The organism is Bartonella sp. AD24XZML, assembly GCF_042196485.1.
GTDB lineage: Bacteria > Pseudomonadota > Alphaproteobacteria > Rhizobiales > Rhizobiaceae > Bartonella.
Genome location: NZ_JBHIQH010000063.1, coordinates 68019 through 84947, shown reverse-complemented (window position 1 = coordinate 84947; position 16929 = coordinate 68019). Strand labels below are relative to the sequence as shown.

Sequence of the window (16929 nt, the reverse complement as noted above, 5' to 3'; positions counted from 1 at the left end):
CATTCAATATGAATAACGATAAATTATCATTATAAATCAGTATTTTGCCATATGATGCTTAAGGTATCATCGAGCCATTTATGGTAATTGCGTGCTTCTTCGTTTGAGTTATGAACAGAGAAAATAAAACCAGGATATCCACCAAATGCTGGTGGAGGTGGTGAAATGTGATTGGTTTCAAAAAAAATGATAGTTCTGGCGGTTTGAGGATGCTGTGCAACCTTATCTAGACCTGAAAATCCAGAAAACCGTCCATACCCATGAAGAGGAATAATATAATTTGCCGCCACTTTTTCAGTTGGGAGTATATCGGGAAGGTCTGGGGTTTGTTCAGCTAAAGCGGCATTCATACATAGTTTTGCAAATGAAATTCCTGTACCTTGCTCAACAATAAAATGGGAAACACCTGATCCACCTATACGAGCGCCTATCTCAATGATATAAGGTAAATTATTAGTATCTAGGCGTAGCTCTACATGGGCAGCTCCCATATTTATACCAAGAGCTTTAACTCCAGAGCATGCAGCCTCACATAAAGCAATAATTAAAGGATCATCTATATCACAGCGTTGACGATAAATTGTTTCTTCAAACCATGGTCCCTCAGGCTGTCCCTTGTCTCCAACGGATAGAACGTGTACACCTGCTGTATCAACAAAGCATTCTACGACAAACTCTTTTCCTGACAAATACTGTTCTACGACTAAACCTACAGGTTTATTTTTATCATTAAAACGTGCCATGTCTTTATGCTGAACATTCCATACGGCTTTAATGAGATCAGGAAGTTCGGTGGAATTTTTAGCTAACATGACGCCTGCACTTGCCCATCCAGAGACGGGTTTAATAACGAGTGGACAGTCTAAGGCATGTACTTGTGATAGGTCTTCTGGATTATCTATATAAAAGAATCCTGGTGTTCTTAAGCCTGCTTTAGCAAAAGCTTGACGCATGAGATATTTATTTCTGGTTAATGCTGCTACTTCTGGTTCAATACTTGGAGTATTGATTTTTTTTGCAGCCAAAGCTGTCCATAGAATGGCTTCTTCGCGAAGGGTCATAACCCCAGCAATATTGCGTTCTTTTGCTCCTGTTGCAAAAGTGTCTAGAGCTAGCTCTGGGTTATCAAAAACAGGAAGTTGCCAAGTTGAAGTGACTGCTGCGGGGTGTTGAGTGGGAGCGCTTTCAGCGGTATCATAGATCATTACTAATTCGATATTAGCTGCTTGTGCTGCTTCAAATATAAATGGTAATTTTGCATTGCGCTGGCAAACTAACGCGATTTTTTTCATTTTGTTTCCTTATTAAATTTGGAGTTTTGAGAATGGCGTTTATGTTGCCATGTAGATACCTTTGATGCATCTATAAATAAGAGTGTCATCCCTATAACAACTACAATCATAGCAATTATTTTGATAATGTTGAGAGAAGGGCTCGAGTCGATTATCCATTCACATGCAACCACTGCAAAAGGGGATAATACGCCGATAGTGTTGGCGTATAATACGCCTCCTTCGGCTAAAACTTTTTAGTATAATACGTAAACTGGTGCCGAGCAAACAGTTCCTAAAATCAATATTTTAAATATATCTTCTAACTTAAGATATAAGAGTGGGGCAGGATCAAAAATAAATAATGGCATAAATGATGCTGCAGAAATTATCGTGATCCAAGCCAGTGAGGTGAGCAAAGGTAGATTTTTAAGATAACGTTTAGACAATAAGCCATAAGCAGAGTAAGAAAGGGCTGCTGTTAAAGCAAGAGCTATTCCTATTAGGCTGTATCCACCTTCTCCACTGTTTATATTGAATACTACAGCTGCTACACTGAAAATTATCACTCCACTAAGCTTCAGCCATGAGAATTTAAGGACATTTGTCAATGCACCTAATATATAAGTAATTCCTGGAATAGTAGCGAGCACCATGGTTAAATCACTGGCTTTGAGTGATTTTAATGCACTAAAGCTGCATACAAAATACAGCGAGAATCCTAACACTGATAGAATTAAAAAAGAAGGTATCATGGAAAGCAATGGTAGGGATCTGAAAACAGCTTTCTCACGAAATACTGCAATCAGCCATAAGGTGGCAGCGGTGGCAAACAACCTAAGTCCAACCGCATGCATGACGGGTATATTGCTAACCAAATTCTTAGATAATAACCAACTTATGGAAAACAATGCTAGAATGGCAAAAGTAAATAATAGTAATCGTTCTTTTATAAAACTCAATGATTTAATCCTCTAATCACTCGCTGTGCATAAGATGATGTTGAAAAATTAAATCGTGACTTTGAGGTCTGTGGTTTTCCAAGATTATTTTGGATATAATCTTTAGCTCCTGCCAAATAAGCGTCATCATCTAATGCTTCAAGTGCTTCTATATCTGCTATCATCAATATTATTACTTTTTCAAGACGCTCCAAATCAAATTGAAGATAACCTTGATTTGTTTCAATCAATGCTTTGTTCCGCATCAATATTTCAAAAAGCAAGATCCCTGTACCAGCATCGAATGTCATATGCTGATCAGAATCTTTTGGATAACGGAATATGCGTTCTAATAGGACAAATTCAGTTATTTCTTTCCAAAATTTTGGATGATTTTGTAGCATAATACGGACTATAATTAAATCAACTTTAGTTTCTTCTAGAAGACCAGTGAACCAATTTAATTTTATATATAGATTTTTATCCAATGGCCGCGGTCCAGTATGATGTGCATAGTCATGATAATAGCCCCACAAACAGCGAGCATCGTAAATGTCTTCTTTAGATAAGTTACGACTCTGCAATTGACCGAACAGGAATTTACTATTACGGCCGAGTAAACGTTCAGCTTCCACAATTGTTTGCTTGTTGTAGATATCAAAGAATTTACTGAAAAAAAACAAAGCAAATGCTTGCTTATCAATTTTTTGAGCAGTCGCTACAGATTCTGGGAATAGAACAATGCAATTGCCTTCTAAAAAACCTCTTGATGCTATTCCCATTTTTATACATTGAAAAGGTGATAGATAATTCTTTGTATATTTTGAGGCGTCAGCAAGATAGGCCGTTTCATGACGATATCCTGTAACTAATTCCAGCCGGAATCCTTCTGGATCAGGTCTATTTGTTGCACGCATTGGAGCCAAGAAAAACAAGGGAGCATCTGGTAATAGGGCTTTGAAAGCAGCCAAAGTGTTATCAAATTGAGGAGGGGGCGTTAAACCGCTGAGCATCCACTGATGAAGATCATCAGAAATGGTCGCTAAAAGTTTTGGAGATAATCTGTCAAGAATATTAGCATGGTGGTTCAGCAGAGTGATCAATTTATTGATCATATTACTATCTGCTGAAGTTGGTTCCTTAATGCTCCCATCTCGTTCTTGGCGCATACGGAATTTGTCAACCAAGTTAACAATGGAAAGAAGCGCTTCAGATTTTTTCATGATTAGTTGACTTTAGTGAGTGGAGCAAAAAGGCCATTGGCACTTGTCCAAAATTTTCGACAATATTCAGCTTATAGCGATTTGCCGCAACCGATGTTGTGATACAAGCATCGGCTTTTTCAGCCTTACAAAGAACGGCTGTATCAGCATGGCTGTTGGCAAATACTTTGTCATATTGATGAGCTACCAGAGATTGCGGGGCAGGATGAGTCGCTATGGTTTTAATTTCATCAGCGTTATTGCGTTTAGCTAAAACCATAGAGTGAGTAGGCATGATAAAGCTGTCAAATAATTGCATATCACCTAAACGGGTAAATATGAGTGTATGCAAATCAGGGTAAGCAGCACAACTTAAGAGATAAGCATCTTTTTTTGAGCAAGTTCATTAAATGCTTCTTCAAGAGTTGCGTATAAGATAATACGGAATCTCGAGTTAGTGGACAAAATATTTTTATTGTGATTGTTAAGCCACTATTGTTCTGCAGCTGCACAGTTAGTATCTGCAGGGCCAAGTGTATAAATAAAAGTATTATTTTCAGATTGCATGATCTCTATTCTTTTAATTATGCGACTAAATTTAAACTAGTGTGATATGATAGAGTATATCAAGCACAATGCGTTAAGTAATTTAGTGCTTTATAAAATAATGTATATGTGAAAGCAAATTTACGATAAATTTTGTCTGTTCATTATTCTATCATGCCGTAAAACAGCGTCTTTTAAGGGAGTAATTGAGCAGAAAAATTCTATGCAGGGTATTTATTGGATATGTTAGAGAATTATTGGAATGGTTAAGCGAAGGTGAATGACACGTAAACCGTACTGCTCTATCATTTTTTGGATGAGCAGCGTTTTTGAATCTGTTCATATTGATAATACTATTATAGGTGAATAATAAGCAAATTGGTAAGGCGTGAACATCTTTGCCATAAAACTCAATATATTTAACTTCTTAATTAAGATAATACTTTTAAAAATTGTTTTACTATTATGATTGTATTAAATATATAAAAGGCAATCATCATTGTCTTGTTTGTAAAAGAAACATGAAATATAACTCTTAAGTTAGATTGAGATTGGCAAGATTTTTTTTCTTCTTTGGAATCGTTAAGAAGGTCAGATTAAACCTTATTGAAGCTACAGAACCTAAAGAAACAGTCGCTTTCTTGAAAAAATCAGAGGTAAACAAATATGCGTGAGATTTTGGATCATTTTGATATGCCATTGAATAAAAAGAGTTCTGTTCAAAAAATTCAAAATCTTTCATTCCAATCACACCCAAAATGGTTTTATAAGCAAGTGAAGATCGCTTGTGGGGAGGGCGGCTTTACGATTTTGTTGGATGAACGTCCTGTAAAAACGCCCGCAAGACGTCATTTTCATGTGCCAACAGAAGTGTTTGCTGAATACGTTGCTCAGGAATTTGAGAACCAAAAGCACGTTGTTGATCCTGCAAAAATGCCGATGACGCGTTTGGTTAATACTGTGATTGATGGTATCGCTGATGATATGCAGGCGGTTTTTGAAGATTTATTGCGTTTCGTTGCATGTGATATGATCTTTTATCGTGCACAGACACCTAAAGAGTTGGTGCAAAAACAATCTGAACAATGGGATCCTTTATTAGATTGGGCAGAAAAAAAACTGGGTGCGCGGTTTTATTTGACAGAAGGGCTGATGCATGTGGAACAATCACCAGAAGCACTTCAAGCGGTGAGTCATTATTTACGAAGAGTTGAGTCTGCTTATATGCTTGCTGCACTTCATATGATGACAACATTAACGGGATCTGCTCTCATTGCTTTTGCTGTTGCTGCGGGAAATATTGATGCTGATCATGCTTGGTCTATTGCCCATTTAGATGAAGATTGGATAATGGAGCAATGGGGAACGGATAAAGAAACAATAGCACGCCGTGCTCATAAAAAAGTTGAATTTAATGCTGCTGCTACAATTGTTACAACTTGTTTATAGGGGAAAATCTTTTATTTACGTGCATTCTTTTCGCTCAGAGTATTTTTGTGACTTTTTGAGGATTGGTTTTTACTTTATCAAGTCCAGGAAATAGTTCATTGGTTATGGTTAAGAGCGCTTCGTCATTACCACGGATAAAATACCATTGGTTATTGTGAAGTAGGGCAATAATTTCAGTTTGAATAGAGCATTTTTTTCCAGCATTTGTTGTGGTTACAAGCTCCACGGGTATAACAAAATAAGGGGTACCATTATCAAGGGTACCTTCACGTTTTTGTTTTTGATCAATGTTGATCGTTTCAATCTTGTAACTTTCTGCCAACCGTTCTATTTGGCTTTTCATGATTTGTAGAAATTGTGATTGATTAAGATTTTTTTTGGCGATTAAGCGGTTGATGACTTGGGGAGGAATAGCATTTAAGATGGCATTTGCATCGGCATTTTTAAGTGCTTTACTATAAGCAGATGTTGCTTTCTCAAGAGTTGTAAGTTTTTGGTTGGTTATTGTATGTGCTTTAGTTGTTGATGTGATAAAGACAATGCATAAAAGAACGGGAACGAGAAAACAAATTCGCGGCATTAGAAACCTTTGTTAATTCATTTGAAGAGATTCAACACATTATAAAGGAAAAGCGGACGAGCAAAAAGCCTCTTGCGCTTTTGCATGAGACGAATATCCACAAAAATGGAGGCTTTTGCCTCCATTTTTAAAATCAAAAGAATGCGTATTGATTGTTTAAACAGAATAGTACATATCAAATTCAACAGGATGGGGTGTTGTTTCGTAACGCAAGACTTCTTGCATCTTTACTTGAATGAAGGAATTAATCTGATCATCATCAAAAACGTCGCCAGCTTTAAGAAATCCACGATCTTTGTCAAGTGCTTCAAGCGCTTCACGCAGGCTTCCTGAAACAGTAGGGATTTCTTTAAGTTCCTTTAAGGGAAGATCATAAAGATCTTTATCCATAGCATGTCCGGGATGAATTTTGTTTTTGATACCGTCAAGACCAGCCATTAAAAGGGCTGCAAATGCCAAATAGGGATTTGCTGTTGGGTCTGGAAAACGAACTTCTACGCGTTTTGAATTTGGTGAGGAGCTCATAGGAATACGGCAAGATGCAGAACGATTACGTGCTGAATAGGCAAGAAGAACAGGAGCTTCATAACCAGGAACCAAACGTTTATAGGAGTTTGTGGATGGGTTGGTAAAAGCATTTATTGCTTTTGCGTGCTTAATAACACCACCGATAAAAAACAGACAGGTTTCTGATAGTCCGGCATATTCATTTCCTGCAAAAATGGGTTTGCTATCTTTCCAAATGGAAATGTGGACATGCATTCCAGAGCCGTTATCACCAAAAACTGGTTTTGGCATGAAGGTTGCTGTTTTCCCATAACTGTTTGCTATTTGATGTACAACATATTTAAAAATTTGCATCTTGTCAGCCTCGCGAACAAGTGTATCAAAACGAATACCCAATTCATGTTGGCCTGCTGCTACTTCGTGATGGTGTTTTTCGACCTGTACGCCCATATCCTTGAGTGCTGTGAGCATTTCAGAACGCATATCTTGGCAGGAGTCAATCGGCGGAACAGGAAGGTAGCCTCCCTTTATTCGTGGGCGATGCCCTAGATTTCCTGTTTCATATTCCGTATCATCATTAGAGGGAAGTTCACTTGAATCGAGTTTAAACCCTGTGTTGTAAGGGTCCGTTTTATAGCGTACATCATCAAAGATAAAAAACTCAGCTTCTGGACCCACATTGATTGTATCTCCAATGTTTAAAGATTTCATATAAACCTCAGCCCTTTTGGCGATAGAACGAGGATCTCTACGATAAAACTCACCAGAGACAGGATCAAGTACATCACAAAATATGACCAAAGTAGATTGAGCAAAAAAAGGATCAATATGTGCTGTTGCTGGATCTGGCATTAAAACCATGTCAGATTCATTAATTGTTTTCCAACCAGCAATTGAAGAACCATCAAACATGACACCATCACTAAAAGTATCCTCGCTGATCTCTGCGATATCCATTGTAATGTGATGCAATTTTCCTCGTGGATCAGTAAAACGTAAATCAACAAAACGGATTTCGTTGTCTGTAATCTGTTTGATAATATCTGATGCGGTTGTCATATTCAATTTCCTTAATATGGCGTTGAGGTGGATAAAAAAGTGAATTTTCTCGTTATTTATTAAAGGGCATCGATACCGGTTTCGTCCGTGCCTATACGAATTGCATCATCAATGGAAAAGACAAATATCTTTCCATCCCCTATATGTTTGGTTTGAGCTGCTTTACGTATTGCATCAACAGTTTGTTCCAGTTTTTCATCGGACACAACAATTTCAATCTTTACTTTAGGTAGAAAGTCAACAACATATTTCGTACCACGATAAAGTTCTGTATGTTCCCTTTGACGACCAAAACCTTTCGCTTCTGTTACTGTAATACCATGTAACCCAATTTTTTGAAGCGCTTCTTTCACTTCATCAAGTTTGAAAGGTTTTATAATGGCTTCAATTTTTTTCATGCTGAAATTATCTCCAACGTTATTTTGTCTTTTTAGACTGCATCACATTATATTGACAACTGTAAGATGTCCAACAGATACTTTGTGCACAAAAAGTCGAAAATAATGATACTCTAAGCTCTTTTAGGAGAGTTTCTTTTGTAGAATACAGCCAAATACTGTTTTTTGGGAAAAAAACTTACAATTCTTATACAAGAATTCAAATAATATAATAAAAGAGTTTTGTTTCTTTTTTGTTAGATAATATCTTGACTTATAAGGATAATTAGACTCTCTCCACATTAAATGAGAAATTCTAATAGCGTAAGATTTTCTCATTTTAGATCTTTTTATCGTCAATCAATCAAAACGATACTTTTATATATCATAAATAGTTATGAGTGTGTGGATAACAACATTTGAAAAAATAAATAAAATGCTTTTTATGAAAGCTTTCGATAACTAAAGGCTTTACAATATTAGGGAGTAGGGAAGACAAATATTGGAAAAAAGTGTGATGATGCCGATTATGCTTCTTCATAAACGTAAAGATGGTGGTGTACAATAATGAATTTATCATTATAGCATTCATAGGAGCCGTCGTGAAATGGGCTTGAGAGCATTGAGAAATGTTTCTTTAAAACAGATGTGGGAATTGGCAACGCAAATATATTCCGTTTGGGGCGTTTTGTCCCTTCGTGAGGAATGTGATCTTCATTAAGGAACGCGATAAATAAAAGTGTGAAGCAATGGCAATCTTCATTATAAGATATTGCTGTGGATGTCTTTGAAAATCATAAAGATAAATTAAAAGGAAATGGAAAGATAGGAACTTATTTATACCCTTAAAACTTCGTATTCTTCCCAGTTTAGGCTGTCTGATCGTTTCAGGTATAAACAAAACAGAGAATAAATACGCAATTATGTGCGCGTTCCTATTTGGCAATACGACAACTGAAACAGCTTATAAAGCGCTAAATTGTTTTTAGTCTTTGCTTCAAACGTGTTGCACCACTGGAATTAGGTGTTGGTTTACAGGTAATAATAAAAGTACAGGCTTTGTTAGTATGCTGTATTTTACAATAGAAAGCGTTTCTAAGAATCGGAATTATAGAGAGATGGGCGCAGTAAAACATCTTTTAGAAATTTTCCCGTATAGGAAGCGGGAACCTTAATGATGTCTTCAGGGCGTCCAATGGCAACGATTTCACCACCGCGATCTCCACCTTCTGGTCCTAAATCAATAATCCAGTCGGCTGTCTTTATAACATCAAGGTTATGTTCAATGACTATAACTGTGTTGCCTTGCTCGACTAGTTCGTGAAGCACTTCAAGAAGTTTGGAAATATCATGAAAATGTAAACCTGTTGTCGGTTCATCCAAAATATAGAGTGTACGTCCCGTTGTTTTACGAGAAAGTTCTTTCGCAAGTTTTATACGTTGTGCTTCCCCACCAGAAAGTGTGGTTGCTTGCTGTCCTACTTTTATGTAACCCAATCCTACTTTAATGAGAGTTTCCATTTTATTATGAATAGCGGGAATAGCTTGGAAAAATTCCTCCGCCTTTTCAATTGTCATATCCAAAATATCGGCTATAGATTGTCCTTTGAATTTTATTTCTAGTGTTTCTCGGTTATAGCGTTTTCCTTTACAGACATCGCAAGTAACATAGACATCAGGTAAAAAGTGCATTTCAATTTTGATAACTCCATCGCCTTGACATGCTTCGCAACGTCCTCCTTTAACATTAAATGAAAAACGCCCAGCTTTGTAACCGCGGGCTTTTGATTCTGGAAGATCGGCAAACCACTCACGAATCGGTGTAAAAGCGCCTGTATAGGTTGCGGGATTAGAGCGTGGGGTGCGTCCAATAGGGGACTGGTTGATATCGATGACTTTATCAAGAAATTCTAATCCTTCAATTTTGTCATAGCTGGCAGGGCTGTGATGAGAGCCCATGATATGATGTGACGCTGCTTTGAAAAGCGTTTCAATAAGAAATGTTGATTTTCCTCCTCCAGAAACACCAGTTATGCATGTGAAGGTTCCAAGAGGGATGTTTGCATTGATATTTTTGAGGTTATTGCCTTTGGCGCCAATAACTTTAAGTATTTTCGTTTTTGATATTTTGCGTCGCTCTGTCGGCATTTTAACAGCCATTTTTCCTGAAAGGTATTGGCCTGTGAGAGAGGCTGAATTTTCTATAATTTCCTGCGGTGTCCCTTGCGCTATGATTTCTCCACCATGAACGCCCGCGGCAGGCCCCATATCGACAACATGATCCGCTGTGAGAATAGCATCTTCATCATGTTCAACAACAATAACTGTATTGCCAAGATTGCGCAAATGGCGCAGCATTTCCAACAGGCGTTCGTTATCGCGTTGGTGTAAACCGATAGATGGTTCATCTAAAATATAAAGAACGCCTGTAAGACCAGAACCAATTTGGGATGCCAACCGAATGCGTTGGCTTTCTCCACCTGAAAGCGTTCCTGAATTTCGAGACAAGGTAAGATATTCCAATCCTACATGATTTAAAAAAGCCAAACGTTCACGAATTTCTTTTAAAATACGTACGGCGATATTACGTTGTTTTTCTGTGAGATATTGATGAACATTGGCAAACCAATCATCTGCTTTTAGAATAGAAAGATCTGATATTTGCCCAATATGCATTCCGTTGATTTTTACAGCAAGTGCCTCTGCTTTTAAACGATAACCGTGACAAGCTGGGCAGGGCGAAGAAGACATATAACGTTCGATTTCTTCTCGAGACCAAGCAGAATCGGTTTCTTTCCAGCGTCTCTCCATATTAGGGATGATTCCTTCAAAAGGTTGGGTCGTTTTATGCGAACCAGAATTATTTTTATAGATAAAAGAAATTTCATCTCTTTTTGTACCGTAGAGAATAGCCTGTTGTGCTTCATTAGAGAGTTCACACCATTGATCTGTGAGTTTGAAACCGTAAGCTTTTCCTAATGCTTCTAGGGTTTGGCTATAATAAAGTGAATCCGATTTAGCCCAAGGAGCAATGGCGCCATTTTTGAGGGTAAGATTTTTATTGGGCACAATTTTCAGTGGATCCATTGCTTTTTTGATGCCCAGTCCATCGCAGAGAGGACAGGCGCCAAAAGGATTATTGAACGAAAAAAGGCGTGGTTCAATTTCAGGAATAGAAAAACCCGATACAGGGCAGGAAAACTTTTCTGAAAAAATGAGCCGTTTGTGTGTATTATTTTTCGACTTATGAGCAGATTCCTTTATCGTTTCTTTTTGTGCTAAGGGTTGGTCTGCCATTTCAGCAATGGCAAGCCCATTTGCTAGCTGTAAACAGGTTTCTATACTATCAGCTAAGCGAGAGGTGATATCCTTCTGTACAACAATGCGGTCTACCACGACATCGATGTCATGTTTATATTTTTTATCAAGAGGTGGAATATCAGCGATTTCATAGAATTTTCCATCAACTTTAGCGCGTTGAAATCCTCTTTTTAAAAGTTCTGTTAGCTCTTTTTTATATTCTCCCTTTCGTCCTCGCACCAAAGGGGCCATAATAAAAATTCGCGTTCCTTCTGGTAAGGACATAATTTGATCCACCATTTGGCTTACTGTCTGGCTTTCAATAGGAAGTCCTGTCACAGGAGAATGAGGAATACCAATACGTGCAAAGAGAAGACGCATGTAATCGTGGATTTCAGTAACGGTACCTACCGTTGAACGAGGATTGCGACTGGTTGTTTTTTGTTCAATGGAGATAGCTGGAGAGAGACCGTCTATGCGGTCGACATCGGGTTTTTGCATGACTTCCAAAAATTGGCGTGCATAGGCTGAAAGGCTTTCGACATAGCGACGTTGTCCTTCAGCGTAAATTGTATCAAACGCTAAGGATGATTTCCCTGATCCAGAAAGTCCTGTTATAACAATGAGTTTATCACGAGGAAGATCGAGATCAATATTTTTAAGGTTATGCTCACGTGCACCGCGAATGGAGATATATTTTTGATGAGTCATACTTTATCCTTGGCATATGTGGCAAAAATTGAGCACCTAAAATGGAATAAAACTGTTTTTTTAGAATTATAATGTGTTTAACTGCTTTAATGCAAAAGGAAGGTATAAGTTTTGTGAAAAAAATACAAATGAGCAGCTTTTTATTCTCTCGTGGTGGAATAAACTATGCGTTTTTATCATCTTTTGTTATAATTACACTGAATACAATATTGGTAAAGGATAGCAATACCCATATTGATGGTCAATTGCGACATGTAAATTGAAGCTCAAGATGGTTATAACTGTTATAGAACAGAGTATTTTACAAATTAAAATTTTGGAGTTTATGCGATGGCTGGTAGCCTTAATAAAGTTATTTTGATTGGTAATCTTGGTGCGGATCCTGAAATCCGCCGTTTGAATTCTGGTGATCAAGTGGCAAATTTGCGTATTGCTACTTCAGAAAGTTGGCGCGATCGGAATACAAATGAGCGAAAAGAACGCACTGAGTGGCATAATATTGTTATTTTTAATGAAAACCTTGTCAAAGTTGCAGAGCAATATTTAAAAAAAGGCAGCAAAATTTATATTGAGGGGCAGTTACAGACACGAAAATGGCAAGATCAAAATGGAAATGATCGTTATACAACAGAGATTGTTTTGCAAAAGTACCGTGGCGAATTACAAATGCTTGATGGTCGGGGAGCTGCGAGCGGGGAGCAAGGAGCAAGTCAAGGGGGGAGTTATAGTGGTGGCTTTGCCGATAGTCACTCAAATCAGAGAAATGCTTTTGGTCAAAATAATAATCAATTGGGAGAAAGTTTTTCACACAAATTAGATGATGACGTCCCTTTTTAAGAGTCTTTAAATTGCAGTATTATGATCATTTTATGGTTTGCTTGTTTCAGATTTTTGAAGTTTATCGAAGTGAAAATTGTTAATTATTATTGGTAATTTAAAATATAAATTAATAACATCTTGAAAAATATTGTTAAATTTCTTTTTTGTCATGGGAGAGAAATTAGCATTTTTGTGTATTTTTCGCTATAAATAAAGTGAAATGATTCTTTTTTGAAAGTTTTGAAATTGTGACCGATCTTACTCCACACCCAGAACGTGATGTGCTAACCGGTATTGAACCAATCAGTATTATTGATGAAATGCAACGCTCCTATCTCGATTATGCGATGAGCGTGATTGTTTCACGTGCACTCCCTGATGTTCGTGATGGTCTTAAGCCTGTTCATCGACGTATCCTTTATGCTATGAATGAGATGGGGCTTTCTTTTAATAAGTCATATCGTAAATCTGCTGGTGTTGTTGGTGAGGTTATGGGGAAATTCCATCCCCATGGTGATGCTTCAATTTATGATGCTTTAGTGCGTATGGCGCAGGACTTTTCTTTAAGAAATCCATTGATTGATGGTCAGGGAAATTTTGGTTCCGTTGATGGTGATCCACCCGCGGCTATGCGCTATACTGAGTGTCGTTTAGAAAAAGTTTCAGAAGAACTTTTAGCTGATATTGATAAAGATACTGTTGATTTTCAGGATAATTACGATGGGCGTGAGCGTGAACCGGTTGTCTTGCCAGCGCGTTTTCCCAATCTTTTGGTTAATGGGTCAGGGGGGATTGCTGTGGGAATGGCAACCAATATTCCTCCCCATAATCTTGGTGAAGTCGTTGATGGTTGTATCGCTTTGATTGATAATCCCGATATCACACTCGATAAAATAATTGAAATTATTCCTGGTCCGGATTTTCCTACAGGGGGTATTATCCTTGGCCACTCTGGTGTTCGTGCAGCTTATGAAACAGGGCGTGGCTCAATCATTATGCGTGCTAAAGTTGAGATCGAAGAAATTCGCAGTGGTCGACAAGCAATTATTGTGAGTGAGATCCCTTATCAAGTTAATAAGGCAACAATGATTGAGAAAATGGCTGAATTGGTGCGCGATAAACGCATTGAGGGAATCTCTGATTTGCGTGACGAATCTGATCGTGATGGATATCGCGTTGTTATTGAGCTGAAGAAAGATGTTGTTGCGGAAGTTGTTTTAAACCAATTATATCGGTATACGCCGCTACAAACTTCCTTTGGTTGTAATATGGTTGCTTTGAATGGGGGAAAACCCGAACAGATGACGTTGCTTGATATGCTTCGTGCATTTGTTTCTTTTCGGGAAGAAGTTGTCAGTCGGCGAACAAAATATCTTTTGCGTAAAGCGCGTGAGCGAGCACATGTTTTGGTTGGTCTTGCTCTTGCTGTTGCCAATATTGATGAAATTATAGCGCTTATTCGCAAAGCTCCTGATCCGCAGACAGCACGTGCACAGTTAATGGAGCGACGCTGGCCAGCAATGGATGTCGCGCCTTTGATTAAACTTATTGATGATCCTCGTCATATTATTCATGAGGATGGTACTTATAATCTCTCTGAAGAACAGGCGCGTGCTATTTTAGAATTGCGTTTGCAACGATTGACAGCCCTTGGGCGTGATGAAATCGCTGATGAATTGAATAAAATTGGTGTGGATATTGCTGACTATCTTGAGATCTTGGCATCACGTGTACGCATTATGTGTATTGTTAAGGATGAGTTGAGTGCTCTTCGTGAGGAATTTGCAACGCCGCGACGTACCGTATTTGGTTTTGGTAGCGCTGAGATGGAGAGTGAAGATCTGATCGCATCAGAGGATATGGTGGTAACGGTAAGCCATAGTGGCTATATTAAGCGTGTGCCTCTTAATACCTATCGTGCACAGCGACGTGGTGGTAAGGGGCGTTCTGGTATGTCCACGAAGGATGAGGATTTTGTAACGCGGTTGTTTGTTGCCAATACGCATACTCCGGTTCTTTTCTTTTCATCACGTGGGATTGTTTATAAGGAAAAAGTTTGGCGACTGCCGCTGGGGACACCCCAATCGCGTGGGCGGGCTTTGATCAATATGCTTCCCTTACAACAAGGTGAGCGTATTACAACGATTATGCCTTTGCCTGAAGATGAAGCGAGCTGGAGTGCATTAGATATTATGTTCGCGACAACACGTGGAACTGTGCGTCGTAATAAATTATCAGATTTCGTTCAGGTTAATCGTAATGGTAAAATTGCGATGAAACTTGATGAAGAAGATGAAATTCTTTCTGTTGAAACCTGTACAGAACATGATGATGTTGTTCTAACAACAGCCAATGGACAATGTATCCGTTTTCCAGTTGTTGATGTTCGGGTCTTTGCTGGGCGTAATTCTGTGGGAGTTCGTGGTATCAATTTAGCTAAAGGCGATAAAGTCATTTCGATGACAATTTTAGAGCATGTCGAGGCGAAGTCCATTGAGCGTTCTGCTTATATTAAACGTGTAATGAATGAACGGCGTGCTTCTGGTACAGATGCTGATATTGAAGATATTATAACTCTTGATGAGGAAGATGGGGGTGCTGAAACAGAGTTAACAGATGAACGTTATGCAGAACTTCATGCACGTGAACAAATGCTTTTGACGGTGAGTGAGTTTGGTTATGGTAAACGCTCTTCTTCCTATGAGTTCCGGATTTCGGGACGTGGCGGAAAAGGGATTCGCGCAACAGATCCATCTAAAACAGCTGAAATTGGTAAATTAGTAGCGGCTTTTCCGGTGAAGGCGCAAGATCAAATTATGTTGGTATCAGATGGGGGGCAGCTTATTCGTGTCCCTGTTGAGGGAATTCGTACTGCTGGGCGCTCAACTAAGGGAGTCACAATTTTTAATACAGCCAAAGGTGAAAGAGTCGTATCGGTTGAACGTATTTCTGAACCTGAAGATGATACGAGTTCATTAGATGATGAAGGTGAGAAGCATTCTGATACAGTTGATATGAGCGAAGAAAAATAATTTTTAAGAGGAAGGAGTAAAGTCATGAAAATTGCTCTTTACGCGGGTTCTTTTGATCCTCTTACAAATGGTCATCTTGATGTTTTGAAAGGGTGTTTTGTGTTAGCTGATAAGGTGGTCGTCGCTATAGGGATACAGGCTGACAAAAAAACACTCTTTAGCTTCGAAGAGCGTGTTGATTTCATTATGCAGGTCGGGAAGGACTTATTTGGTGCAGATTCTAATCGATTGCAGGTTCTTTCATTTAGTAACCTTCTCATTGAAAAGGCGCGTGAAGTTGGTGCTTCATTTCTCGTTCGTGGATTGCGTGATGGTACTGATCTTGATTATGAAATGCAAATGGCAGGGATGAATGGCATTCTAGCTCCTGAATTGCAAACTGTTTTTTTGCCGGCAAGTGTTTCTGGGCGTGCGATAACTTCTACATTGGTACGCCAAATTGCCTCTATGGGAGGTGATGTGACACCATTTGTACCGCCCAATGTTGCACAAGCTTTAAGCTCGAAATACCAATCTTTTAAGGGAGAATAAGTGTGTTTCGTAGAATTTTTGCTGTTTTGATATGTTTTTTTTCATTGTCTGCTGTCGCTGGTAATCCTAGCCCAGCAAGTGATGCAAGCCTTCTTGTTTTATCTCTCAAAGATGGTGATGTCATTATTCGTCTGCGTCCTGATTTGGCGCCAAAACATGTTGCGCAAATCAAAAGATTAACAGAGGAGGGGGCCTATAATAATGTTGTTTTTCATCGTGTAATTCCTAATTTCATGGCGCAAACTGGTGATGTAGAATTTGGAAAAAAAGGCAGTAGAGATTTTGATCTGAAACGCGTTGGTATGGGTGGCTCAAATTATCCTAATATACCGGCAGAGTTTTCAAAACAGTCATTTAAGCGTGGTACAGTTGGGATGGCACGATCACAAGATCCGGATTCCGCGAATTCTCAATTCTTCATTTGTTTTGATGATGCTGCTTTTTTAAACGGTCAGTATACGGTTGTTGGAGAGGTTATAAAGGGGATGGATGTTGTTGATAAAATAAAAAAAGGTACGACAAGTAATAATGGATCTGTAAAAAATCCTGATGTTATTAATGCTGCTACTTTACAAGTTGAGAAATGAATCAAGGGAGCTTTCCA

Annotated in this window: 13 protein-coding genes; 5 read left to right on the top strand and 8 right to left on the bottom strand. The window is 38.5% G+C overall.

Annotation, left to right across the window (positions count from 1 at the left end):
* Positions 1-29: 29 nt before the first annotated feature.
* The 4 genes from ACFIMX_RS06185 to ACFIMX_RS06170 all read right to left on the bottom strand — a co-directional run bounded on the left by ACFIMX_RS06185 (position 30) and on the right by ACFIMX_RS06170 (position 3709).
* Positions 30-1292, bottom strand: a complete 1263-nt coding sequence (locus ACFIMX_RS06185; protein ID WP_375639881.1) for an acetyl-CoA carboxylase biotin carboxylase subunit family protein — start codon at positions 1290-1292, stop codon at positions 30-32.
* 236 nt (positions 1293-1528) lie between these two features.
* Positions 1529-2233, bottom strand: a complete 705-nt coding sequence (locus ACFIMX_RS06180) for a DMT family transporter (protein ID WP_375694187.1) — start codon at positions 2231-2233, stop codon at positions 1529-1531.
* Complete coding sequence (locus tag ACFIMX_RS06175) at positions 2230-3435, bottom strand: DUF6421 family protein (RefSeq protein WP_375694186.1); 1206 nt, start codon at positions 3433-3435, stop codon at positions 2230-2232. Before ACFIMX_RS06175 ends, ACFIMX_RS06180 begins: the two co-directional genes overlap by 4 nt.
* On the bottom strand, positions 3422-3709 hold the full coding sequence (locus ACFIMX_RS06170; RefSeq protein WP_375639877.1) for a hypothetical protein: 288 nt from the start codon (positions 3707-3709) through the stop codon (positions 3422-3424). The genes ACFIMX_RS06175 and ACFIMX_RS06170 overlap by 14 nt, the downstream gene beginning before the upstream one ends.
* A 917-nt stretch (positions 3710-4626) precedes the next feature.
* Here ACFIMX_RS06170 and ACFIMX_RS06165 point away from each other — a divergent pair.
* Positions 4627-5409: an ATP12 family chaperone protein gene (locus ACFIMX_RS06165; RefSeq protein WP_375694185.1), complete on the top strand. Its 783-nt coding sequence runs from the start codon at positions 4627-4629 to the stop codon at positions 5407-5409.
* A gap of 34 nt (positions 5410-5443) precedes the next feature.
* Here ACFIMX_RS06165 and ACFIMX_RS06160 read toward each other — a convergent pair whose 3' ends face one another.
* From ACFIMX_RS06160 to uvrA, 4 genes are all read right to left on the bottom strand, one after another.
* The gene (locus ACFIMX_RS06160; protein WP_375617758.1) at positions 5444-5989 is read right to left on the bottom strand and encodes a hypothetical protein; all 546 of its coding nucleotides are present in this window, start codon (positions 5987-5989) and stop codon (positions 5444-5446) included.
* A gap of 156 nt (positions 5990-6145) precedes the next feature.
* Positions 6146-7555, bottom strand: a complete 1410-nt coding sequence (gene glnA, locus ACFIMX_RS06155; RefSeq protein WP_375639875.1) for a type I glutamate--ammonia ligase — start codon at positions 7553-7555, stop codon at positions 6146-6148.
* A 59-nt stretch (positions 7556-7614) separates the two neighbouring features.
* On the bottom strand, positions 7615-7953 hold the full coding sequence (locus ACFIMX_RS06150) for a P-II family nitrogen regulator (RefSeq protein WP_015856528.1): 339 nt from the start codon (positions 7951-7953) through the stop codon (positions 7615-7617).
* A gap of 1074 nt (positions 7954-9027) precedes the next feature.
* On the bottom strand, positions 9028-11943 hold the full coding sequence (uvrA, locus tag ACFIMX_RS06145; protein ID WP_375694184.1) for an excinuclease ABC subunit UvrA: 2916 nt from the start codon (positions 11941-11943) through the stop codon (positions 9028-9030).
* A gap of 330 nt (positions 11944-12273) precedes the next feature.
* Between uvrA and ssb the strand changes: the two genes are divergently transcribed.
* The 4 genes from ssb (at position 12274) to ACFIMX_RS06125 (ending at position 16912) form a co-directional block, all read left to right on the top strand.
* On the top strand, positions 12274-12780 hold the full coding sequence (ssb, locus tag ACFIMX_RS06140; protein ID WP_375617760.1) for a single-stranded DNA-binding protein: 507 nt from the start codon (positions 12274-12276) through the stop codon (positions 12778-12780).
* 230 nt (positions 12781-13010) lie between these two features.
* Positions 13011-15794 (top strand): DNA gyrase subunit A, encoded by a 2784-nt coding sequence (gene gyrA / locus ACFIMX_RS06135; RefSeq protein WP_375639872.1) that lies wholly within the window; start codon positions 13011-13013, stop codon positions 15792-15794.
* Between the two features lie 24 nt (positions 15795-15818).
* Positions 15819-16325, top strand: a complete 507-nt coding sequence (gene coaD / locus ACFIMX_RS06130) for a pantetheine-phosphate adenylyltransferase (RefSeq protein ID WP_375617762.1) — start codon at positions 15819-15821, stop codon at positions 16323-16325.
* Between the two features lie 2 nt (positions 16326-16327).
* Positions 16328-16912, top strand: a complete 585-nt coding sequence (locus ACFIMX_RS06125) for a peptidylprolyl isomerase (protein ID WP_375639871.1) — start codon at positions 16328-16330, stop codon at positions 16910-16912.
* The last annotated feature ends 17 nt before the right edge of the window (positions 16913-16929 follow it).